The sequence below is a fragment of the Clostridium sp. TJA020 genome (assembly GCF_058310295.1).
In genome coordinates, this window is record NZ_JBZEFC010000009.1 from 25434 (window position 1) to 49526 (window position 24093).

Here is a 24093-nt window from a genome sequence, read left to right on the forward strand (position 1 = left end):
GAGTTTTATGAATATAGATAAATTATTGAAAAAACTCATAAAGCCCGTAGGATTAATTTTATCTTCTGTAATATTCTTTTTATTAGGATATAGTCAAATTGGATTATTGATAGCAATAATATATTTTATAGATAATTTTTATCAGTTAAATAATTATTGGAAGAAGGAAGAGGATATAAATCAATTTACTAAAGAAATAAATGAAGCTGTTAAGGATACTGTAGAAAATACAATATTACCAATAGCTTTAATAGACGATAAGGGTATTATAGAATGGCATAATAATGTATTTAATGAGTTAGATGATCGAAGAAGTTTTCTAGGAGAAAATATACTTGGTATAGCAAGAGGATTAAAGTTAAGTGATATATTAGATTCTGATAAAGGATTGCATCAAAAACTAAAATTAAATAGTAAACTTTATGATGTTTATAGTAAGAAGATATTTAGAAAAGATAAACAATTATATTTAATTTATTTTAATGATATAAGTGAGCTTATAGGATTAGATGCAACAAGAGAAAGCGTAGTATTAATAGAAGTAGACAATTTTACTGAAGTTTTAGATTCAACAATTGAGTCAGATAAGCCTTTAGTTATTGCAGAAATTGATAGAGAATTAAGTAGCTATGCTCATAAACTTGAAGCTATGATAAAGAAATATCAGACTAATAAATATATACTATCAATTCAGGATAAATATATTGATGAGGAAATAAGTAATAATTTTAATATATTAGATAAAATATCTAATATAAATAAAGGAAATAAAATAGAAGTAACATTAAGTGTGGGAGTTGGAAGAGGTGGTATATCACCATTGGAAAACTATAAGTATGCTTCTATAGGAAAAGAGTTAGCTTTAGGAAGAGGTGGAGATCAAGTTGTTGTAAAGAGTCCAGATAGTGTAAAAATATTTGGGGGAAATAGCAAGGAGATAGAAAAGAGGACTAAAGTTAGAGCTAGAGTTGTTTCTCATGCATTAAAAGAACTTATATATGAAAGTAATAAGATATTTATATTAGGACATAAAAATTTTGATATGGATTGTTTAGGTGCTGCTGTAGGTATGGCAAGTGCTGTAAGACAACTTGGTAAATCATGTAATATAATATTAGATGATAGCAATAAAGATGCAGTAGAATATTATTTGAAACAATTGCAAGTAGATGGAAAGTATGCTAATCTATTTGAAACATCAGAAGAAGCTAAGAAAGAAGTAACTGATGAATCATTACTGATAATTGTAGATGTACACAATAGAAACTATGTTGATAATTTAGATCTTATAGAAAATTCAAAAAGAAAAGTTATAATAGATCATCATAGAAGAAGTGCAGATATAATAGGAGATACTTTACTAAATTATATAGAAGTTTATGCATCATCAACATGTGAAATGGTAACAGAAATTATACAATATATGATTGAAAATGTAACTTTAAATAAATTAGAAGCCGAAGGTCTTTTAGCAGGTATTTATATGGATACAAAGGGATTTGCTTTTAAAACAGGAGTAAGAACCTTTGATGCAGCATCATTTCTTAGAAAAATGGGGGCTGAAACTACAGAAGTTAAAAAGATGTTTACTGATAATTTAGAAGATTTTATACAAATAGCTGATATAATTAAATCAGCAAAGATAGAAGATAATATTGCTATATCAGTATGTCCTGCAAATGTTAAGGATACAGTAATGATTGCAAAATCAGCAGATGATTTGTTAAATATATCAGGCGTTTTAGCTAGTTTTGTTTTAGCAAATATTGATGGCCACACTTATATTAGTGCTAGATCTATTGGTGATATAAATGTTCAAATAGTTTTAGAAGCTTTAGGTGGTGGAGGTCATATGAATATGGCTGGTACTAAGATGCCAAATAAAACAATAGATGATGCCTTAATTGAATTAAATGAGGCAATTACAAAATACTTAAGGGTGGGTGAATAACATGAAAGTAATTTTATTAAAGGATGTTAAAAGTTTAGGAAAAAAAGGTGATGTTGTAAATACATCAGATGGATATGCAAGAAATTTCTTATTTCCAAAGAAGCTTGCAGAAGAAGCTACAAATAATAATTTACACATCTTAAATAATAAGAAAGAAAATGAAAGAAAGCAAAAGCTTGCAGAACTTGAAGCAGCTCAAAAATTAGCAGGAGAATTAAAAGGAAAAGAAATAAAAATAACTGCTAAAACAGGAGATAATGGTAAGTTATTTGGAGCTATAACAAGTAAAGATGTAGCTACAAAGATAAAAGAAAATTATAAAGTTGAGATTGATAAGAAAAAGATTGTTATGGAAACAATAAAGGTAGCTGGAGGATATGATATAGAAGTTAAATTATATCCAGAAGTATCAACAAAAATGAAGGTTATTATTGTTCCACAAGCTTAAGGAGGAATAGTATTTTGAAATTACGCGAGGAAATTGGTTTCCTGCAAGATATAATAAATGGTGATTTATCACAAGACTCTCAAATAAATGTTCTATTTGACATATTAAAAAATGTATTAGATGAAGGTGCTATAAGAGCTAGAACAGTAAGATTTAAACTTAAAGATTATGTTGGATCAAAGAATATAGCTGAGAGAGCATATGCATTAAATATGATAGCTTCAGATGGTGCTGGAATTGAAGTAGTACCACCAGAAGATAAAGTAGATGAAGTTATTGAAGATGCTGTTGTGTGGATTTCAGAAGAGATAGCTAAAAGATATGTTCAAAATCAAATAGAATCAAAAGTAGAGAAGGCTATAATGGAAAAGCAAGAAAAGTATATAGATGAAATGAGACTTTCCATTATTAAAAAAGAAAAGGGCAGTGAAAACCAAAAAACAAAGAAAAAATATGAAGAACTTAAAGAATTAGATGATAGAGTAACAAGTAAAAATATAATGAGCTTTTTAAGACCTGAAAAGTTAGATGAAATAGTAGGTCAAGAGAGAGCTATAAAATCATTAATATCAAAATTATCATCTCCGTATCCACAACATATAATTCTTTATGGACCACCAGGAGTTGGTAAGACTACAGCAGCTAGAATAGCACTTAATGCTGCTAAAGATTTAGAATTTACACCTTTTGATGATAAATCTAAATTTGTTGAAGTAGATGGAACAACTTTAAGATGGGATCCAAGAGAAATAACAAATCCTTTACTAGGTTCAGTACACGATCCTATATATCAAGGAAGTAAGAGGGATTTAGCGGATATTGGAGTACCTGAACCAAAGCCAGGTTTAGTAACAGAGGCTCATGGAGGAGTATTATTTATAGATGAAATAGGAGAACTTGATAATATTCTTCAAAATAAACTTTTAAAAGTATTAGAAGATAAGAGAGTTGAATTTTCATCATCATATTATGATCCAGATGATGAAAAAACTCCTAAATATATAAAATACTTATTTGAAAAGGGAGCTCCAGCGGATTTCGTTTTAATTGGTGCAACAACAAGAGAACCTGGAGAAATAAATCCTGCTCTTAGATCAAGATGTACAGAGGTTTATTTTGAGCCACTTGGAGTTAAAGATATTCAAGATATAGTAAGAAATGCTGCTAAAAAGCTTGGGGTTTCATTAGAAAAAGAGGTTCCAGAGTATATAAGCAGATTTACTATAGAGGGAAGAAAAGCTGTAAATATACTTACTGATGCTTATGGATTTGCATTATACAAGAGAAAGAATAAGCCTAAAAAGTTAAAAATAACTTTAAAAGATGTAGAGGAAGTAGTATCAATAGGAAGATATACTCCGTTTGAAATAGTAGAAAATCATACTGAATATGAAGTTGGTCATATATATGGTTTAGGAGTAAGTGGATTTATAGGTTCAACACTAGAAATAGAAGCATCAGTTTTTGAAGCAAAGAAAAAGGGTGCAGGAACTGTAAGATTTAATGAGACTGCAGGAAGTATGGCTAAAGATTCAGTATATAATGCAGCTTCAGTAATAAGAAAACTTACTGATAAAGACATAAAAGATTATGATATTCATGTCAATGTAGTTGGTGGAGGAAAAATAGATGGTCCATCAGCAGGTGCAGCAATAACAGTTTGTATAATAAGTGCTTTATTAAATAAACCTTTAAGACAAGATGTTGCTATTACCGGGGAAATATCATTAAGAGGAAAGGTTAAGCCTGTTGGAGGAATATTTGAAAAAATATATGGTGCAAGAAGAAAAGGAATAAAATTAGCTATTGTGCCAGAAGATAATAAAAATGATATTCCACAAGGATTAACTGATATAGAAGTTAAAACTGCAAAAACTATTGAAGATGTAATGAATTTAGTTTTTGAATAATAAAGTAAAGAAGATTTTAATCTTCTTTACTTTATTTTATTATTTTTATTATATAGATTATATGATAAAATTAAAATTTGGAAGGAGGTATAAGCATGGAAACAACAGTTAATAAAACATTGCCACAAAGTATAGAAGCGGAACAATCAGTAATTGGTTCTATGATTATTGATAGAAGTGCAATAGCTCAGGCTGCTGAAGGACTAGAAGAAAATGATTTTTATAGAGACAGTCATAAAGTTTTATTTAAAAGCATACTTGATATGTTTAAAAAGGATATGGCTGTAGATTTAGTTACTGTACTTGAGGAGTTAAAAGCTAACGATATGTTAGAAAGAGCTGGCGGTGTTACATATGTAACAGAAATAACATCATCTGTACCAACTACAGCTAACCTTTCTTCTTATATAAAGATAGTTCAAGAAAAATCAACGCTTAGAAAGCTTATAAAAGCTTCAACTTCTATTATTGAAGAAAGTTATAATAAACAAGGAGAAGTTGAAGATGTATTAGATGCAGCAGAAAAAAGAATATTTGATATAGCAGAAAAAAGAACTACAAGTGATTTTGAACCTTTAAATCAAGTTCTTGAAAGAGGATTTATTGAAATAGAGAGATTATTTAATAATAAGGGTGAAATAACAGGAGTAGGATCTGGATTTGTAGATTTGGATGCGAAAACTTCAGGATTCCAAAAAGGTGATATGGTTCTTATAGCTGCAAGACCATCAATGGGTAAAACAACATTTGCACTAAATATTGCAGAATATGCAGCACTTAGAGAAGGTAAAAGTGTAGTTATATTTTCTTTAGAAATGTCTAAAGAACAATTGGCATATAAGCTTTTATGTTCAGAAGCAAATGTTGATATGTTAAAGCTTAGAACAGGTGCTTTAGATGATAAAGATTGGGAGAATATAGCAAGAGCTACAGGACCATTGTCTAAAGCAAAGATATATATAGATGACACTGCAGGGGTTTCTGTAATGGAAATGAGATCAAAATGTAGGAGATTAAAGATAGAGTATGGTATAGATTTAATTCTTATAGATTATCTTCAACTTATGTCAGGATCTTCATCAGAGAGTAGACAACAAGAAGTATCAGAAATATCTAGATCTATAAAAGCATTAGCAAAGGAAATGGAATGTCCAGTTATAGCATTATCTCAGTTATCTCGTGCACCAGAACAAAGAGCAGATCATAGACCGATGCTATCTGACCTTAGAGAATCTGGTTCAATAGAACAAGATGCTGACCTTGTTATGTTTTTATATAGGGATGAATATTATAATAAGGAAACTGAAGATAAAAATGTAGGGGAATGTATAATAGCAAAGCAAAGAAATGGTCCTGTTGGAACTGTTAAATTAGCTTGGCTTGGTCAATTTAGTAAATTTGGAAATTTAGATACTATACATACAGAATAATTATTTACAACTACTATGAAAAGCTCACCGTATCAGGTGAGTTTTCTTTATAATAAATTAAAATTGGAGGATTGATTATGAGTAAAAAAATAGGATTTATAGGTTGTGGTAACATGGGAAGCTCAATGCTTGGAGGATTAATAAGCAAAGGATTTTCTAATAATGAAGATATTATAGTTTCAACTAGAAGTGAAGAATCAAAAGAAAGATTAGAGAAGCAATATAGAGTTAATGCAACAGTACATAATGAAGAAGTTGTTGAATTTGCTGATGTATTAATTCTTGCAGTAAAACCTTACATGTATAAAGATGTTATTAGTAAAATAAAAGAACATATAACTAAAGACAAAATAATAATAAGTATTGCAGCTGGAATAGATTTAGAAGATTTACATGAAATGATAGGAGAAGATTATAAAATAATAAAAACTATGCCAAATACACCTGCTTTAGTAGGAGAAGGAATGTCTGCTATATGTCCTAATTCAAATATTAATGATGAAGAATTAGAATATGTTTGTAATATGTTTAATTCATTTGGTAAATATGAAATACTTTCAGAAGAGGATTTTCATGGATTTATAGCACTTTGTGGATCATCACCAGCATATGTATTTATGTTTATAGAGGCTATGGCTGATGAAGCTGTAAAACTTGGTATTCCAAGAAGTAAGGCATACAAAATGGCAGCTCAAAGTGTACTAGGTTCAGCAAAGATGGTATTAGAAACAGGTAAACACCCTGGAGAATTAAAGGATATGGTATGTTCACCAAAAGGTACAACTATAGAAGCAGTATGTGAACTTGAAAAGCTTGGTTTTAGAAATTCTATAATAGGAGCTATGGATAAATGCGCAGATAAATCAAAAAATATGTAATAAATTTATTTTTATATGTTGACAAAGTAAAAAATAGAATATATACTATAGTTAGTGATAATCAATATCAATTAGAAAGCGTAAGAATTTTGAATTGGTTATATACTGGACACACAGAACACACATAAAAAAACATTAACGCGAAAAACTCCTCTTAATTATTAAGTTAAGAGAAAAAAACCTTAGATTCCACAGGTCTAAGGTTTTTTTCTGTTATTTTTAATTCTATACGAATTATTTATTAAATTTATAGAAAAATATTCGATAATATGTTGATTTACAACTTCCAGTTTGTTACTATATTCATGGAGATTATAAAAATCTCAATAATTTATATTAATTTATTTAATTAATGTAAATAATAAAGTTAGTGAATAATAGGTCTAAGAAGACTTATAATCCAAAGGAGGCAAATAATATGTCAGCATTTATAGTAGTAGGAGCCCAATGGGGAGATGAAGGAAAAGGTAAAATGACAGATTACCTTGCAGAAGAGGCAGATGTTGTCGTTAGATTCCAAGGAGGAAATAATGCAGGTCATACTGTAGTTGTTGGAGATAAAGAATATAAGCTTCACTTAATACCTTCAGGAATACTATATGATGATAAGGTTAATGTTATTGGAAATGGTGTAGTTGTTGATCCAAAGGCATTATTTGAAGAAATAGAATATTTAGAAGGTGTTGGAGTTAAGGTAACACCAGAAAAATTAATGATAAGTGATAGAGCACAACTTATAATGCCATATCACAAAGTATTAGATAAATTAAAAGAAAAAGCTAGAGGAAAAAATGATATCGGAACAACAGGAAAAGGTATCGGACCATGTTATACAGATAAATATGAAAGATCAGGAATAAGAGTTTGTGATCTTATGCATGAGAATGTATTTGAAGAAAAATTAAGAGAAAATGTAGAAGCTAAAAATGCATACATAACAAAAGTTTTAGGTGGAGAACCTTTAAGCTTTGAAGAAATATTCAATGAATATAAAGAGCTTGCTAAAAAGTTAAGACCATTTGTAAAAGATACATCAGTTCAAGTTTATGATTCAATCAAGGCTAACAAAGATGTATTATTTGAAGGTGCTCAAGGTATGCTTCTTGATATTGACTATGGAACATATCCATATGTAACATCATCAAATACAACTGCTGGTGGTGTAGCTAGTGGTTCAGGAATAGGACCAAATATGATAACTAATTCAGTTGGTATAGCTAAGGCTTATACAACAAGAGTTGGTAAAGGACCATTTCCAACAGAATTAAATGATGAAATTGGTGATTGGATAAGAGAAAAAGGACATGAATATGGAGTTACTACTGGTAGATCAAGAAGATGTGGATGGTTAGATTTAGTTATACTTAAAACATCAGTTAGAGTAAGTGGATTAACTTCACTTGCAGTAACAAAAATAGATACATTAGCAGGACTTGATAAAATAAAGGTTTGTACAGGATATAAGTTTAATGGAGAAGTTATTGATTACTTCCCAGCTAGCTTAGAAGATCTTGCAAATTGTGAGCCAGTATATGAAGAGTTCGATGGATGGGATGATAGTGTTGCAGATGCAAGAAGCTACGAAGAACTTCCAGAGAATGCTAAGAAGTATATTGAAAGAATAGAGGAATTTACAGATACAAGAGTATCTATAGTTTCAGTTGGTCCAAAGAGAGACCAAACAATGAGAGTTAAAGAAATTTAATTCCGACTGAAGAACTTGACTTTAATAAATGTATAAAATATAATTTTTTATAGATGATATTTATGTACTAAAATTATTAAAGAGGTGAATTTATGATAACTAAAGATATGACAATCGGTGAAATAATAAAAAAGGACCCAACAAGAGCAGAAGTTTTAATGGCGTTTGGAATGGGTTGTGTTGGATGTCCATCAGCACAAGCTGAAACTTTAGAAGAAGCAGCTGAAGTTCATGGATTAAACTTAGAAGCTTTATTAGAAGCTTTAAATAATAAAGTAGAATATTAATAAATTTAGCAGATAGCCTAGGCTATCTGCTTTTTACTTTACATATATGTTTTTGTTAGAAGTTTGTAAAAAATAGTTTTAACATGTTATTAGTTAATATTATATTTGCAAACTTAATATAATTAATAATTTGTAAAAACTAAATTAATAAGTACATGGAAGATAGAAAGTTTAATTAATTTAATGTAGGATTATAATAAATAATACTTTGAGGTGTGAGAATAATGACTAATAAATGTATTAAAGAATATACAAAACAATATGAAGTAATGTATAGAGATTCAGATTATAAATTAAGATGTAAACTTGCATCTATGGTAGATTTTTTCTGTGATATTGGTAATATTCATGCAGAAGCAGTAGGAGATTCAATAGATTTTCAATTATCACATGGATGTACTTGGGTATTTTATAAATATGATATAAATATTTATAAATATCCAAAATATAGACAGAAAATAAATGTAACAACAGTTCCATTAGGATTTAAGAAGTTTTATGCATTTAGAAAATATTTAATAAAAAATGAAGATGGAGAACTTTTAGCAGAGGCGACAGCACTATTTTTCTTAATAAATATAGAAAAGAGAAGACCCGCTAGAATACTTAAAGAGCAATATAAATTTTATGGTGAATTAGGAGATATGGAAAAAGCCATAGATATGGGAAAAATAAGAAGAATAGATAAAGAAGATCATTATAAAGAATTTCAAATAAGGTATAGTGATATAGATTCTAATACTCATGTTAATAATGTAAAATACATTGAATGGGCTATAGAATCAGTTCCAATAGATGTTGTTAAGGATTATGAAATAGATAAATTAAAAGTAGTATTTGAAAAAGAAACAACTTATGGAAATAGAATTCATGTATCAGCAGAAGTTATAAAAGAAAATAATGAATTAATAACACTTCATAAAATTATGGATAAAGATGGTCAAGAACTTACGTTATTAGAAGCTCATTGGAGAAAATCAATATAAAATTTTAAAAATAGACTGCAAAAGCAGTCTATTTTTTTGCAATTGAATTAACTACTAAAAATGCTGAACTCCATGCCCATTGAAGATTAAAACCACCACAATCACCATCTACATCTAAGATTTCACCTGCAAAGTATAGATTTTCAACTAACTTAGATTCTAAGGTTTTTGGATTAACTTCTTTAGTATTTACACCACCTACTGTTACCTGTGCATTTTGGAATTCTTTAGTTCCTATACATTTAAATGACCAATTTTTAAGTCTTTCAATTAAAGTATTTTGATAACTCCAATCCATATCACAACAAGGAATATGAATATCGATAATTCCTATATCTTTAAGTAAAATAGGTATAAGTTTTTTATTAACTACTCCAATTAAAGAATCAGATATACTTCTATGAGAGAACATAGCAAGATGTCCATATATAAAATTACTAACATCATCTAAAGATTTTTCAGGCATCATATCTAAGTTTATCCACACATCGTTATGTTTTTTTAATTCACGAGAAACTGTGGATGAAATTTGAAGTATTGGTGGACCAGAAATTCCGTAATCTGTGAATAATATTTCTCCGAATTCTTCTCTAATAATTTTATTGTTAGATATTAAAGATACTTTACCTTCAAATTTTATTCCTGACAATCCTTTAAGTCGAGGATAATCAAGTTTTAATTGTACTATGCCAGGCATTGTAGGAGTTATTGAGTGTCCTAGGATTTCAGATAGTTTATGCCCTGATCCATCTGAACCAGTTTTAACAGCAGATTTTCCACCACAGCAAAGTAAAAGTTTTGAACAATTAAAATTAGGAAATTCATCATTACTTGTGGATAATTTAAAAGTTTTTTTCTTGTGGATAGTTTTAACTTTACAATTTGTGTATACAGGTATGTTTCTATCTTCAAGAGCTAACCTAAAAATATCTACAACTGAAGATGCTTGTAAGGATTGTGGATAAAGTTTGCTATTTTCAAGTTGAACGATTGGAAGTCCTATAGATAAAAAGAAATTCTTAGTATCTTCTATAGAAAAACTATTTAATGCATCAATAAAGAAATTATCATTTGAACTATGATAATTTTTAAATGGATAACATATAGAAGAATTTGAAATATTACATCTACCATTTCCGGTAGTTAAAATTTTCTTACCAACTCTATCAGTTCCTTCGACTATAGCAACATCTAAACCAAGATCTTTAGCTAGTATTGCAGACATAAGTCCTGAAGCACCACCGCCAACAATTATTAAATCGTGATATATCATTTTAAAACGCTCCTTAATAAATCTTTTAAATAATTCTACCATAGTAATAATTTTGATTAAAGAATGGAATATTAAAAATAGAGGTGTGTATTATGAAAGTTATTGTAAAAGATAAGTATTCAGAGGATTATAATAAGCAATTTAGTGTAAGAAGAATAAATTATGATAAAGTTTTAGTATTATATCCAAATACTGAAGGAATTAAAGAATTTTATAATAAAGATGTAGAAATATTAACTGAAAATAAAATAGATGAATTTTTATTTTCTAATAAGGAACTTTTAAAAATAAGACTTCAAAGGGGAATTTCAGTATTTTTATATAAAGCTTTATTAGATGGAATAGAAATTGAGTGTAAGGAAAAATTAGATGAACTAATAATATTATTAGATACTTATTCAATAAATAAACGTAATGTTTGGGAAAAAAAATTACTTATGCTAGTTAATAATAAATTTCCTATAAAAGTTGAAGCAATTGGGAAAAAATTTAGTAGAAAAGATTATAGTTTAAAGATTAGTACTATAGAAAAAGCTGAATTTAAAGAATTATGTAATAGAGAAATTAGTAAAATAAAGAAAGAAGTTGATGAAAGAGAAAAATTAATATCAAAATATACTTTAGCTATGGAAAACCTTGAAAATCCGGGTGTTTTAAAGAATAAACCAAATAATAAAAAAGAATTTAAATTGCTAGAATAATGAATTATTAAATATAAAAAATAAAAAAAATAAAAAATTATTTAAAAAAGTGTTGACACTTAAATTGATTTTATGTAATATAGTCTATGTGATTAGCGCCAAGTAACGAATAAGCGCAGATTATAAAAAGTTTTAACATGGCTCCTTGGTCAAGCGGTTAAGACACCACCCTTTCACGGTGGTAACAGGGGTTCGATTCCCCTAGGAGTCACCATTTTTATGTGGGCGCATAGCTCAGCTGGGAGAGCACCTGCCTTACAAGCAGGGGGTCACAGGTTCGATCCCTGTTGTGCCCACCACATAATTTTAATGCGGCTCAGTAGCTCAGCTGGTTAGAGTGCTGGCCTGTCACGCCAGAGGTCGAGGGTTCGAACCCCTTCTGAGTCGCCATTTTTAAAATTAATAATTTTTTATAATATGCTGATGTGGCTCAATTGGCAGAGCAGCTGACTTGTAATCAGCAGGTTATCGGTTCAAGTCCGATCATCAGCTCCAATTTAATATGGCTCCTTGGTCAAGCGGTTAAGNAGGGGGTCACAGGTTCGATCCCTGTTGTGCCCACCACATAATTTTAATGCGGCTCAGTAGCTCAGCTGGTTAGAGTGCTGGCCTGTCACGCCAGAGGTCGAGGGTTCGAACCCCTTCTGAGTCGCCACTTTAAAATTATTATTTGAAAAATTATTTTTTAAAATTTAATATGGCTCCTTGGTCAAGCGGTTAAGACACCACCCTTTCACGGTGGTAACAGGGGTTCGATTCCCCTAGGAGTCACCATTTCTTTTTTTTTATATAAAAATGGGCGCATAGCTCAGCCGGGAGAGCACCTGCCTTACAAGCAGGGGGTCACAGGTTCGATCCCTGTTGTGCCCACCATTTTTTTATTTGGCTCAGTAGCTCAGCTGGTTAGAGTGCTGGCCTGTCACGCCAGAGGTCGAGGGTTCGAACCCCTTCTGAGTCGCCAAAGTTAGAAGTAAGATTTTATCTTACTTCTTTTTTTTATTTTTTTATTCTTTATATTATCAATCACGACATATAATTATTTTCATAATCTATTAATAAGAAATTATAAAAATTAACACGAAAAGGAGGTTAATAATGAAATTAAATGAAGTTGAGTTAGGGTCTATTGTGAAGGTAATTGATATAGAAGTAGATGGAGATCTTAGAAGAAGGTTTTTTGATATGGGAATAGTAGAAGGGACTTTAATAGAAGTTTTATACGAGAGTCCATTTAAAGATCCAAGAGCATATTTAATAAGAGGGACTGTAATTGCAATAAGAGAAGAGGATAGTGAAAAGATTAGTGTAGTTAATCAATTTTAGGAGAGGATTAAATTGGGACTAAATAAAAACTCAACTGGAATAAATATATTATCTTTAAATAATTATAAAAATAATACTAAAGAGAATTTTGTAATTGCATTAGCTGGAAATCCAAATGTGGGAAAAAGTACGGTTTTTAATGCATTAACTGGATTAAATCAGCATACTGGTAATTGGCCAGGAAAAACAGTAAGTAATGCGGAAGGATATTATGAATTTAAAAATAAAATTATTAAGGTAGTTGATTTACCAGGAACTTATTCACTATTATCTAATTCAGAAGAAGAGGAAATTGCAAGGGATTATATATGTTTTAATAAACCTGATTTAGTTGTTGTAATAGCTGATGCAACTTCTTTAGAGAGAAACTTAAATTTATTTTTTCAGATCTCAGAAATAAGTAAAAGAGTAATTTTATGTGTTAATTTAATAGATGAGGCTAAGAAAAAGGGTATAAATATAAATACTAAATTATTATCAAAAGAAATAGAAACATCAGTCATAGAAACAGCTGCAACAAAAGGAGTAGGTATAGAAGAATTAAAGGAAGCTATACTTATTGAAGTGTCAAGAGAAGAAAATGAAAAATGCTTAATAAAATATGATAATTATATAGAAAAAAATATTAAAGTTTTAAAAAATGTTCTAATGGAAGCTAATAATGAAATTACAGAAAAAGAAGGTAGATGGATAGCTTTAAGATTATTAGAGGGAGATAGCAGTATAAAAAATTCTATATACAATATATATAACTTTAATGAAAAGAATTTGGATATAATTTCATTAAAAGTTAATGAGATACTAGAGGAAAATAGAGATAAGATTATAGGGGATAAAATAATAAAAACTCTTATAGGTAAGGCTGAAAATCTTTGTAATAAAGTTGTAAAAGTAACGAATAAATATAATAATTTTCAAAGAAAAATTGATAAAGTATTAGTTTCTAAAATAACTGGAATACCTATAATGATAATTACATTGCTTGTTGTTTTGTGGATAACAATAACATTAGCTAATTATCCATCTTCTATGCTTGCAAATTTATTCGGATATGGTGAAGAGTATTTAAGAGATTTATTTTTAAATACATCTGTACCAAATTGGATTTCTGGAATTTTAATAGATGGTGTATATGTAACATTAGCATGGGTAGTTTCGGTAATGCTTCCACCTATGGCTATATTTTTTCCTATGTTTACTCTTTTAGAAGACTTAGGATACTTACCAAGAATTGCTTTTAATTTAGATAAGTGCTTTAAAAAATGCTGTTCATGCGGAAAACAAGCTTTAACTATGTGCATGGGTCTTGGATGTAATGCAGCTGGTGTAATAGGATGTAAAATAATAAATTCTCCTAGAGAAAGATTAATAGCAATTTTAACTAATGTATTTATGCCTTGTAATGGCAGATTTCCAATGCTTATATCTATAGCTACTATATTCATGGGAGGAATATCAGTAGGAATTAGTGGAAATTTAGTATCAGCAATTACTGTTACTGTTGTTATTATTTTTGGAGTTCTTATGACTTTTCTAGTATCTAAAATTTTATCTAAGACTATACTTAAGGGAGTTCCATCAAACTTTATATTAGAACTTCCTCCATACAGAAAACCTCAAGCAGGTAAAATAATAGTTAGATCAATATTGGATAGAACATTATATGTACTAGGAAGAGCGGTAGTTGTTGCAGCACCAGCTGGTGTTGTTATATGGGTATTTTCTAATATTAATGTTGGAGATAGTTCGCTTTTAACAGTATGTGCTGATTTTTTAGCACCTTTTGCTAATAGTATAGGTGTAGATGGATATATTTTAATGGCATTTATACTAGGCTTACCAGCTAATGAAATAGTTATGCCAATTATAATAATGAGTTATTTAAGAGCGACAACAATGCTTGAACTAGAAAGTTTATATGAGCTTAAAGACTTGTTAATAGCAAATGGCTGGACAATACTTACGGCTATTAATGTTATGATATTATGTTTAATGCATTATCCATGTGGAACAACGCTTTTAACTATAAAAAAGGAAACAAATAGTATTAAGTGGACTATTATAAGTTTTTTAATACCAACTGTTGCTGGTATATTTATATGTTTTTGTACAACACAAATTTGGAGATTGATTGTATAAAAAGTGGAGTATTTATAAATGCTCCACTTTTTATCTCTTTGATAAATTTAATTTTATTCTTATATCTTCAGAATAAAACTTTTGTAATTTAAAGTTTCCTAAAAGTCTTGATGATATTCTTTCGCTATAATGTCTTGAAAGTTCAGCTAATGTGAAGTTAGTTGATATAATCATCTTTTTCTTTTTAAGCAGTTTTTTATTTATTAAATTAAATAATTCTGTAGCAACAAAATCATTAAGTTGTTCTGAACCTAAATCATCTATAATAAGAAGATCACAGTCTATAAGAAGTTTTTCCATATAAGTATTATTATTAAATCTTACTTCTTTTAATGCTTTTATTAATTCATCAGAAGTTTTATAAATAACTAAGAATCCTCGATCTAAAAGTTCTTTAGCTATACAATATGAAAGAAAGGTTTTTCCGCTACCTGGAGTTCCATAAAACAATAAGTTATCAGAACTATTACTGAAGTTTGGAATAAAGTCTTTCATTATGAATTCTAGATTATTTCTCATATTAGTTCTAGGAGAAAATTTTTCATAACTATCTTTTGATGATGAAAAGAGCTCAATATTAAAGTTACTAAAGTTGTTATCTTTAAGTATTTCTTCAAGTTCTGAATCTTTGTAATATAGTTTAGTTAGTTTTTCTCTATAACAATCACATTTTTCTATTCCTACATAACCTGTATCTTGACATTTATTACATCTATAATGCATATTTAAGTATTCAGGATCATATCCATATTGAACAAGCTTTTCACATTTTTTAGCTCTTATATCAATAATATTATCTTTAATTTCTTGAATTTGATCTTCAGTAGCGTTACTCTTTAAAATTGTCATAGATAATTTTAATGAAAGTTTATGAATTTCATTATCTAAGTCAATTATTTCAGGATGTAGTGCTTTAATTTCAGCTCTACGTTTTTTTAAGTTATGAGTTTCTTCATTTCGAATTTTTTGATATACTTCCATTAATTCAGATTGATATCCCTTAATCATCTTTATCCCATCCTAACAGTTTTTTCTCTAAGGAGTCATAATCATACTCTCTTTGTTTAAAATCATTAAATCTGATAGCTTTTGGCTTGTTTTGATTATTAGAATTGAAATTATTATTAAAGTTCTTATTTGACTTATTATGATTTTTATCTTTTAATGCAACATCTTCTATAGTTTTTATATCATTTTTATGCCAATTACCTAATATTCCATCTATGTACTTAAAGTCTGCCCTATTTAACCTTTCAAAGCATATATCACAAGCTTTTTCTATTAAAGGCATTTGAAATTTATAAGTAAATATCCATTTTTCAAGCATTTCTTCTTGTGGTTTCATAACTTCAGATGATTTCATCCCAAGATAAGATAAAATTCTTCTTATTTTAGTCCACTTATCTTCTGTTTGTTTAATTTGAGATTGAGCATCTTCTATCGTCTTTATGCCCATATCATTCCAAGCTTCAGCAACCTTCTCTATATATCTGAAATTAGTTTTTCCTTTTGAAGAACAATATTCTATTAGTAATAGTATTAATTCAGATGGGAATGAAAAATCCTTTTGCCAACCAAGATATATTTCCATTTCTTTGCTTGAAAGAGGTCTTGATAATATTTTTTCTATGTCTTTAAGCATATCGTGTGTTTCTGAACTGTTTAGGGCTTCTAATATATTTATACTATCTTTATTGAACTCTACATCTTCTTCTTTAAGGTCAATAAATTCTATATTAAAATTATTCATTTTATCTATTGGAACAAGTTTTAAAACACCTTCATCATTCCAGTAGTTTAATGCATTCATTATGTCAGATTCTAGTAAGTTTAATGTTGAAGCTAAAATTGAAGAATTAACTCCAAGTTCACCACTTACGTTATATTTTAACATTAACAAATAAACCTTAACAAATTCACCACGAGCTTTTGGCATGTATTTTTCTAGAAAGACATTGCTAACAGGGGTAAAATCTAAAGGTTTATTTTTAAGCATAAAAGTGCTCATTTAGATTCTCTACCTTTCAAATTAAATTTAATAGTTAAATTATATTATTTCATTTACGTAAACTAATTATAACAAAGGGAACATTATATAACAACTTAAGGAAAATCTTTAATATGAATAAAAATTTTATCAATTGGGAAAGTTAATTGATGTGTTAAAAAACTATAGAAAAGGAGATTTTTATGAGCTCGAGAAATATTAAGAAATTTGTACTATTACTATTTATATTAATATCAGGAGCATTATTAATAAACAACTTTTTAGATTATAGAGCAAAAGGCTTTGAAGTATATTTAGGAAATGCTGTAATTGGTTATGGAAATAATAAAGAAAGAATTAAAGAAGATTACAATAAAATATTAGTGAGTATAAATGATAAATTATCAAAAGAAGAAAAAATAGATAAGAAAAGATTATCTTTTAAAAGAATTTATGAAGATGTTCAGCTTACGAACTATGATGAATTTATGAGTAGTATTATAAATTCACTGAATAATGAAGTAACATTAAAGTTATTAAGTATAGATGGTGTAAAGTTAGGATATGTTATTGATGAAAATCAATTAGAAGATGTTTTAAGAGAGGTTAGTAATATATATATTACTAAAAATAAAATAGATAATAAAAAAATTAATAACATAAATATAAAAGGTAATATAAATTTAAAAGATGAAAAGGTTAATTTATCAAAATTAGATAGAAGTGAAGATTTAGCAAATTCTATTATAGAAAGAAATGAAAAAGAATTATTAAAAGTTGAATTAACGTTAAGGGATAAATTAATAGTAGATGTAGAGCCATCAGTTAAGATTGAAAGAACTGATGATTTGTTTTTAGGAGAAAGTTATGTAAAAAGCAAGGGGGAAGGAGGGAGAAAGGAACAATACATAGAAACAATATATATAAATAATGAAAAGAAGAATAGTGAAGTTATTTCTGAAAATACAATAGTAGAAAGTAAAAGTAAAGTTATATGCAAAGGGACAAAAAATCCTTTAAATGGTAATACTCCATTTTTAATGAGACCTACTAGAGGAGATGTCATAACATCTAGCTTTGGTAAGAGATGGGGTAAAAATCATAATGGAATTGATATAGCAGGAAATACTGGAGAACCTGTAGTAGCTGCATTTGATGGTGTTGTTAAAAATACATTCTTTGAGAGGAATGGTTATGGAAACATTGTTATTCTAGAACATGAAAATGGACTTGAGACAAGATATGCGCATATGAGTAAGATAGATGTGAAGGAAGGAGAAAAAATTAAGAAAGGTGATGTTGTTGGAAAGGTTGGAAGTACTGGAAGAAGTACAGGGCCACACTTACATTTTGAATTAAGAGCAAATGGAAACCCTGTAAATCCTGAAGATTATATAGATTAATTATTTTAATATATTATTAAAAGATAAAATTCCATTACCAACAATATCTTTAGGTAAATCCTTTTTATCGCAAGCTAACTTTATTATAGATAAAACATCATTAAATGTATAAGATGGATTACTCTCTAATATTAATGCACATACAGAGCAAACAAATGCAACTGCTAAAGATGTTCCACTAAATGTTTTATAGTTAGAATTTAGCTTACTTGGATATACCTTAATACCATTTCTTTCGGAAACATATGAAGTATTACTATTTAATGATGCTATATTAGTACAGGATGCAACACAATTAGGTTTAATAATTTTATTGTACGGACCTTTTGATGAATATAAATAAGGTGTGACTGGTTTTGAACTATTTACCCCACCTACAGTTATACAATTATTTAATGTTGCTATTCCTTTAATCATATCTTTTTCATAATTTACACTTCCACTTGGAACGATTGGTATTAAATTATGTTTTATTGCAACATTAAATACACATTTAAAGGCATCAATTATATAATAATTTAAATTTAAAAGTTCAAAAGGTAAACAAAGAATTCTTATATTTTTTTCTTCTGATAATTTTATTAAGCATTCGATACTATAAAGTACGTCAGAAGCATATCCTTTACCTAATTTGTCAAAGGCTTTATAACAAATTATATTACTTGATGGTGATATGCCTTTATATAGATTATTAGAATTTAAACCACTAGAACACATTAATCCTGCTATTGCAGTTCCATGTCCGTTATCATCATAAGGATATTTAAATTCATTTATAAGATCAAAAAAATATTCTATTTTATTATTAGGGCTTAGAAGATCAGGGTGAGGAAAAACACCACTATCTACTAAGCCTATGTTTATATTCTTTCCTGAATATTTTGATTTATTAGTGTCGTATAAATTACAGTTATTTGCTGAAGTGACACTTATTCCACATAAAAATAAGTAGTCATCAAGAAATATACTTTCTACTTCTGGATATTCAATTAATTTTTTTATTTCGTATTTATTTAAATTAGCAACAACTATATTACAATAATCTAGTGAATAAATTAAAGCACCTTTAAAGTGAGATATTTTCTTTACTATAGATGAAAATAAGTTTTTACACTTTACAAGGACTCTATATTTTTTATAAGAATTATTTTTTAATGCGATGTTTAGATTATAATCAAGTTTATTTTTAAAACTAAACATAGAGTTCTCCTAAAATATTATTACAATATCATAGTATAAATTTGATACAATAATTGTTAATAATATTTTATTTAATATAAAAATTATAAAAAATAAGCTATAGTAAGACTATAGCTTATATGTTTCTCCGACATTTATAATTTTGACGGTGTTATCTTTAAAGTTAACTAATGTATCATGAGTTTCATCAAAGTCTTCTAATGATATTTTAAATGTTTTATAATGAATAGGAATCATTATTTTACTTTTCATCATTTTAAACATTTTATAACTTTGCTCAGGATTACAATGCATATATTCAAATCTAGCGGGTTTATAACAACCTACTGGCATAAGTGCAACATCACATTCTATATCTTTAAATGCTTCGGTGTAAGCTGTATCTCCTGCAAAGAAAACTTTCTTATTGTTACCTTCAATAATATAGGAGTTACTCTCATCGTCTATGCCAATATAAAATCTACGACCATCATGATTAGCTTGAATAGATTTCACTTTAATAAAATCATCTTCAAATGTATTACCAGATCTTAATAAGTGAACATTTTTATATCCTAGCTTTGATAAAATCCTTTTATAGCCTTTAGGAACTATAACAGTTGCATCTTTATTTAACTTTTTAAGTTGCCTTAATGATGGAAAATGCATATGATCCATATGACCATGTGATAAAAGAATATAATCAAATTTTAATTCAGTAATATCAAATGGTTTTTCTATAACTCTTTTAAAATATCCTAATCTATTTGAAATAACAGGATCTGTTAAAATTAATTTTCCACCTAAATTTAGTATTGTTGTAGCATGACCGTACCAGTGTATTGAATCTTCATGGATTGGATCATTTGCAGATTTATCTCTATCATTAAAATATTCTCTCATATTTGTGTAAGTTAACTTAGATAAAAAATGAATGTTTTTAAATAAATTCATAAGTATTATCTCCTTAAGTGTTAGTTATCTTTTCCACTTAAATACTATAATACCTATAATCATAATTGCAACACCTAAAAAATCTTTTAAGGTAAAATTAAGTTTTTCAGTACCAAATAATCCAAAGTAATCAATTATTGCAGCAGCAATAATTTGAGATATTAATATTACTCCTATAGCATAAGTAGTTCCAAGAGAACCTATACTCATCATAACAGTAAATATTATTACTACTCCAAGGACTCCACCTAAAAGATATAGTTTGTTTGCGTTATTAAGTTCTTTAAAATTACCTTTACCAGCAAATGCAGTTATAATGACTGTAAGTATTAAACCTATTAATTGAACTAATACATTAGTTTCCCAAGTACCTATCTTCTCTCCAAGCTTTGTATTAAAAACTCCTTGAAGGCTCATTGAAATTCCAGATACTATTGCATAAATTATTCCTAACAATTGAATCACCTCAAAGTTAGTTTTACCAATTAAGTAAAAATTATAATAAAAAAAAGCTATAAGAAAATCTTATAGCCAAATGATTAATTAAATTGTTTAAATCCTTCTGTTATTTCATCTTCTGAAAATCCAAGAGAATTTCCAAGACTTAGTAAATCTTCGAATAAAGTTTCAAAATGATCTTCTGAACGTGATATGATTAAATCATTTATATCTATATAGAGATTAAGAAATTGATCACTTAAACAATATTCTGTAGGTTGCATAGAAATTTCAGTTACGTTGTCATATTCATTAGTAATTCCTATTGATAATACTTGTTGTAAACAAATTAAATACTTATTAAAAATCTTTTTCTTATCAAGATGAGAGTTTATATTTTTAGAATAGTTAAAGCAATCAGTTTCATTTGCAAGGTCACTAATCTTAATATGTAACTCTAAATTTTTACGAGATTTAATTTTATAATCATCTAAATCTGGATTAATAGTTATTTTATTATCAAGTTTTTTTTGAATTTTAAATAAATTGGAAACAAACATCAACGAATCCTCCCTGCTCTTAAAGCAATTATCTTTATTTATTTTACAAAAACTTTCAGTAGATGAAAAGGTCAGTAAACGAATACAAATAAAACTTTTTTGAAAATTTATAAAATTTCATAAAATTTAGAAATAAAATTAAAAAAATAAACTTCATTTATTTTAAATGAAGTCTTAATTAAAAAATAATTTAAAATGTTTTTAAATCAAAATCTTTTATTTTTAATTCTTTTTTATTATGTGGAACTTTCCATAATTCAAATTTATCTATTTTTAGTGTTTGATTTTCTAAATTTTTATTTATGGTAGATTTTAAATCAAAAGAATTTTTCTTATTATCTTTTGGAAGATAATTTAAGTTAGCTAAGGAAACAGATAATTTATCTATATTTTCTTCTCTAACATTAAATCCATGAAGTTTTAATGTATCTTTTAGACATCTTTCGATTTTTTTGATATATCCAACTCCATTTAAATTTATATTTATAGTCTTTAAATTTTCATTTATAGCAAATTCATCAGAAAGTTCTATTTTAAATTTCTTGTAAGGTTTTAAAACCTTTTCTATTACTGGTGTTAATTTTTCAATATTAGGATTATCTAATATTTCTAGTGCTATATATGGAGCAGGTGAATTTCTGTTTGCTCTAAACTTTTTTGATAAGGTTTTTTGAATAGGGTTTATAAATTCATATGAAGAATCATCAAATAATGCAACAATATAGTATCTCATATTTTACCTCGCCTAATATACTCTTTGATTTAATAACCAAACTTTTCTATAAATTATAACATAATACTTTAAAGAAAAAAACTAAAAGGAATAAATAAAAGGTTTTATCACATACTACTTATGTAACTTAAGTTTAGGAGGGATTTTTTATGGATCACAATTCAAGTATTAAATGTGTAGTTAATGAATGTAAATATCATTGCAAAGAAGATAATTATTGTACATTAGACACAATTATGGTAGGAAAACATTCTCATAAAGCAACTACAACTGAATGTACAGATTGTAACTCTTTTGAAGTTAAATAACAAAAATAACCATTTAGAGATAGATAAAAGCCCACAAAGCTTTTATCTATCTTATTTTTTGTCAAAAAAATATTTCAATAATGCAACTTTGTGTTATAATGATAAACGAACTATAAAAATTGATAATAGGATTATAATGTCTAATAGATATTTTTTTGATAAATAATATAATTTTGGGAATTTTAAGTATATAGAATCTAAAAATAAGGGTGAATTGGATGGAAAAGTTAGTTATAAATGGAGGAAGACCTTTAGTAGGGTCAGTTGATATAAATGGAGCTAAAAATGCAGCAGTCGCAATATTACCAGCAGCAGTAATTGCTAGTGAATCAAAGTGTGTTATAGATAACATACCAGATATTGAGGACGTACATTGTTTAGAAAGAATACTTGTAAGCTTAGGTTGTAAAGTTAGAAAAATTGATAATAATACATTAGAAATAGATAGCACAGAGGTTAATAATTATGATGCTTGTACTGAAGATGTAAGAAGAATGAGAGCATCATATTATTTTATTGGAGCACTTTTAGCAAGATTTAAAGAAGCAAGAGTTGAACTTCCAGGGGGATGTCCTATAGGTGTTAGACCTATAGATCAACATATTAAAGGCTTTGAAGCTCTAGGTGCAGATGTTACTATAGAACATGGTGCTGTAAAGGTTAAAGCTGATAGATTAGTAGGAACAAATATTTTCTTTGATGTTGTTTCTGTTGGAGCAACTATAAATGTTATGATAGCTGCTACAGGAGCAGAAGGAGTTACTACTTTAGAAAATGTTGCTAAGGAACCACATGTAGTTGATGTTGCTAACTTCTTAAACTCAATGGGAGCAAATATTAAGGGTGCTGGTACTGATATTATAAGAATTCAAGGTGTAGAAAAGTTCAAAGGTTGTGCATATAGCGTAATACCAGATCAGATAGAAGCTGGTACATTTATGATAGCTGCAGCTGCTACTAAAGGAGATGTAACTATAAAAAATGTTATACCAAAACACTTAGAATCAATAACAGCTAAACTTAATGAAATGGGTGCTAAAGTTGAAGAAGGTGATGATTCTGTAAGAGTTACATGTTCTGGAAAGTTAAAAGGAGTAAATGTTAAGACAGCTCCATATCCAGGTTTCCCAACAGATATACAACAACCAATGTCAACTTTATTAAGTATAGTGCCAGGAAGAAGTTTAATAACTGAATCAATATGGGAAAGTAGACATAAACATATTGATGAACTTAAGAAAATGGGTGCTAATATAAAGGTTGAAGGAAGAGTTGCTATAATAGATGGAGTTGAAAAACTTACTGGAGCGGTTGTTAAGGCAACTGACTTAAGGGCTGGAGCCGCAATGGTTATAGCTGGTCTTATAGCAGATGGTTCAACTGAAATAACAAGTATAGAGCATATAGATAGAGGATACCCTCACATTGAAGATAAGTTCAGAAGTTTAGGTGCTGAAATAGTAAGAGTTGATGTAGCAGAATAATTGGGGGCGAAGATAT

The 24093-nt window shown here is 28.2% G+C and carries 22 protein-coding genes and 8 tRNA genes; 22 read left to right on the forward strand and 8 right to left on the reverse strand.

From position 1 onward, the window contains the following. The first annotated feature begins 7 nt into the window (after window positions 1-7). From AC4FQ1_RS11990 to AC4FQ1_RS12025, 8 genes are all read left to right on the forward strand, one after another. Window positions 8-1951: a DHH family phosphoesterase gene (locus AC4FQ1_RS11990; protein ID WP_303129423.1), complete on the forward strand. Its 1944-nt coding sequence runs from the start codon at window positions 8-10 to the stop codon at window positions 1949-1951. A gap of 1 nt (window position 1952) precedes the next feature. Beyond that, window positions 1953-2399: a 50S ribosomal protein L9 gene (gene rplI / locus AC4FQ1_RS11995; RefSeq protein ID WP_303129424.1), complete on the forward strand. Its 447-nt coding sequence runs from the start codon at window positions 1953-1955 to the stop codon at window positions 2397-2399. A 14-nt stretch (window positions 2400-2413) separates the two neighbouring features. Continuing rightward, entirely contained in the window at window positions 2414-4309 is a 1896-nt protein-coding gene (lonC, locus tag AC4FQ1_RS12000) for a Lon family ATP-dependent protease (RefSeq protein WP_303129425.1), read from the forward strand. Window positions 4310-4404: 95 nt separating this feature from the next. Next, a complete protein-coding gene (locus AC4FQ1_RS12005; protein ID WP_303129426.1) occupies window positions 4405-5739 on the forward strand; it encodes a replicative DNA helicase in 1335 nt (444 codons plus the stop codon). Window positions 5740-5816: 77 nt separating this feature from the next. Further along, window positions 5817-6617: a pyrroline-5-carboxylate reductase gene (gene proC / locus AC4FQ1_RS12010; RefSeq protein ID WP_303129427.1), complete on the forward strand. Its 801-nt coding sequence runs from the start codon at window positions 5817-5819 to the stop codon at window positions 6615-6617. Between the two features lie 418 nt (window positions 6618-7035). Next, the gene (locus AC4FQ1_RS12015) at window positions 7036-8322 is read left to right on the forward strand and encodes an adenylosuccinate synthase (protein WP_491169770.1); all 1287 of its coding nucleotides are present in this window, start codon (window positions 7036-7038) and stop codon (window positions 8320-8322) included. 92 nt (window positions 8323-8414) lie between these two features. Further along, window positions 8415-8609, forward strand: coding sequence for a DUF1858 domain-containing protein (locus AC4FQ1_RS12020; RefSeq protein WP_303129429.1), 195 nt, complete (start codon window positions 8415-8417; stop codon window positions 8607-8609). Window positions 8610-8833: 224 nt separating this feature from the next. Beyond that, window positions 8834-9595, forward strand: a complete 762-nt coding sequence (locus AC4FQ1_RS12025) for an acyl-[acyl-carrier-protein] thioesterase (protein WP_303129430.1) — start codon at window positions 8834-8836, stop codon at window positions 9593-9595. A 28-nt stretch (window positions 9596-9623) separates the two neighbouring features. Here the strand turns inward: AC4FQ1_RS12025 and AC4FQ1_RS12030 are convergent, their stop codons facing one another. Then, entirely contained in the window at window positions 9624-10868 is a 1245-nt protein-coding gene (locus AC4FQ1_RS12030; protein ID WP_491169771.1) for a BaiN/RdsA family NAD(P)/FAD-dependent oxidoreductase, read from the reverse strand. A gap of 92 nt (window positions 10869-10960) precedes the next feature. Between AC4FQ1_RS12030 and AC4FQ1_RS12035 the strand changes: the two genes are divergently transcribed. The 11 genes from AC4FQ1_RS12035 (at window position 10961) to feoB (ending at window position 15031) form a co-directional block, all read left to right on the forward strand. Next, the gene (locus AC4FQ1_RS12035) at window positions 10961-11569 is read left to right on the forward strand and encodes a hypothetical protein (protein WP_491169772.1); all 609 of its coding nucleotides are present in this window, start codon (window positions 10961-10963) and stop codon (window positions 11567-11569) included. Between the two features lie 139 nt (window positions 11570-11708). After that, a tRNA-Glu gene (locus AC4FQ1_RS12040) sits at window positions 11709-11783 on the forward strand. Window positions 11784-11792: 9 nt separating this feature from the next. Beyond that, a tRNA-Val gene (locus tag AC4FQ1_RS12045) sits at window positions 11793-11868 on the forward strand. Window positions 11869-11882: 14 nt separating this feature from the next. Then, window positions 11883-11959 (forward strand) — tRNA-Asp (locus AC4FQ1_RS12050). Between the two features lie 29 nt (window positions 11960-11988). Continuing rightward, window positions 11989-12064 (forward strand) — tRNA-Thr (locus AC4FQ1_RS12055). Window positions 12065-12147: 83 nt separating this feature from the next. Further along, window positions 12148-12224, forward strand: a tRNA-Asp gene (locus tag AC4FQ1_RS12060). 44 nt (window positions 12225-12268) lie between these two features. Beyond that, window positions 12269-12343: transfer RNA gene (locus AC4FQ1_RS12065), tRNA-Glu, on the forward strand. A 23-nt stretch (window positions 12344-12366) separates the two neighbouring features. Continuing rightward, window positions 12367-12442, forward strand: a tRNA-Val gene (locus tag AC4FQ1_RS12070). A gap of 11 nt (window positions 12443-12453) precedes the next feature. Next, window positions 12454-12530, forward strand: a tRNA-Asp gene (locus AC4FQ1_RS12075). A 134-nt stretch (window positions 12531-12664) separates the two neighbouring features. Then, on the forward strand, window positions 12665-12892 hold the full coding sequence (locus tag AC4FQ1_RS12080) for a FeoA family protein (RefSeq protein ID WP_303130610.1): 228 nt from the start codon (window positions 12665-12667) through the stop codon (window positions 12890-12892). Window positions 12893-12904: 12 nt separating this feature from the next. Then, complete coding sequence (gene feoB, locus AC4FQ1_RS12085) at window positions 12905-15031, forward strand: ferrous iron transport protein B (RefSeq protein WP_491149459.1); 2127 nt, start codon at window positions 12905-12907, stop codon at window positions 15029-15031. A gap of 30 nt (window positions 15032-15061) precedes the next feature. Here feoB and AC4FQ1_RS12090 read toward each other — a convergent pair whose 3' ends face one another. Next, window positions 15062-16039, reverse strand: a complete 978-nt coding sequence (locus tag AC4FQ1_RS12090; protein ID WP_303130612.1) for an ATP-binding protein — start codon at window positions 16037-16039, stop codon at window positions 15062-15064. Next, window positions 16032-17039: a DnaD domain protein gene (locus tag AC4FQ1_RS12095; RefSeq protein WP_303130614.1), complete on the reverse strand. Its 1008-nt coding sequence runs from the start codon at window positions 17037-17039 to the stop codon at window positions 16032-16034. The genes AC4FQ1_RS12090 and AC4FQ1_RS12095 overlap by 8 nt, the downstream gene beginning before the upstream one ends. A gap of 182 nt (window positions 17040-17221) precedes the next feature. On the opposite strand from AC4FQ1_RS12095, the gene AC4FQ1_RS12100 reads away from it, so the two are divergent. Further along, window positions 17222-18421 (forward strand): peptidoglycan DD-metalloendopeptidase family protein, encoded by a 1200-nt coding sequence (locus tag AC4FQ1_RS12100; RefSeq protein WP_491169773.1) that lies wholly within the window; start codon window positions 17222-17224, stop codon window positions 18419-18421. Here the strand turns inward: AC4FQ1_RS12100 and AC4FQ1_RS12105 are convergent, their stop codons facing one another. The 5 genes from AC4FQ1_RS12105 to AC4FQ1_RS12125 all read right to left on the reverse strand — a co-directional run bounded on the left by AC4FQ1_RS12105 (window position 18422) and on the right by AC4FQ1_RS12125 (window position 22285). Continuing rightward, window positions 18422-19621 carry a S8 family serine peptidase gene (locus tag AC4FQ1_RS12105; RefSeq protein WP_491149461.1) on the reverse strand — a complete coding sequence of 400 codons (1200 nt, stop codon included), beginning with the start codon at window positions 19619-19621 and terminating at the stop codon, window positions 18422-18424. Between the two features lie 108 nt (window positions 19622-19729). Next, window positions 19730-20554 (reverse strand): MBL fold metallo-hydrolase, encoded by an 825-nt coding sequence (locus AC4FQ1_RS12110; protein WP_491169774.1) that lies wholly within the window; start codon window positions 20552-20554, stop codon window positions 19730-19732. A 24-nt stretch (window positions 20555-20578) separates the two neighbouring features. Continuing rightward, window positions 20579-21010 carry a DMT family transporter gene (locus tag AC4FQ1_RS12115; protein ID WP_303130619.1) on the reverse strand — a complete coding sequence of 144 codons (432 nt, stop codon included), beginning with the start codon at window positions 21008-21010 and terminating at the stop codon, window positions 20579-20581. Between the two features lie 83 nt (window positions 21011-21093). Then, window positions 21094-21552 (reverse strand): dUTP diphosphatase, encoded by a 459-nt coding sequence (locus AC4FQ1_RS12120; RefSeq protein ID WP_303130621.1) that lies wholly within the window; start codon window positions 21550-21552, stop codon window positions 21094-21096. 190 nt (window positions 21553-21742) lie between these two features. Then, window positions 21743-22285 (reverse strand): hypothetical protein, encoded by a 543-nt coding sequence (locus AC4FQ1_RS12125; protein WP_303130622.1) that lies wholly within the window; start codon window positions 22283-22285, stop codon window positions 21743-21745. A gap of 149 nt (window positions 22286-22434) precedes the next feature. On the opposite strand from AC4FQ1_RS12125, the gene AC4FQ1_RS12130 reads away from it, so the two are divergent. Both AC4FQ1_RS12130 and murA read left to right on the forward strand, forming a co-directional pair. Then, window positions 22435-22593, forward strand: a complete 159-nt coding sequence (locus tag AC4FQ1_RS12130) for a DUF1540 domain-containing protein (RefSeq protein WP_303130623.1) — start codon at window positions 22435-22437, stop codon at window positions 22591-22593. Between the two features lie 218 nt (window positions 22594-22811). Continuing rightward, window positions 22812-24077 (forward strand): UDP-N-acetylglucosamine 1-carboxyvinyltransferase, encoded by a 1266-nt coding sequence (gene murA / locus AC4FQ1_RS12135; protein ID WP_303130624.1) that lies wholly within the window; start codon window positions 22812-22814, stop codon window positions 24075-24077. The last annotated feature ends 16 nt before the right edge of the window (window positions 24078-24093 follow it).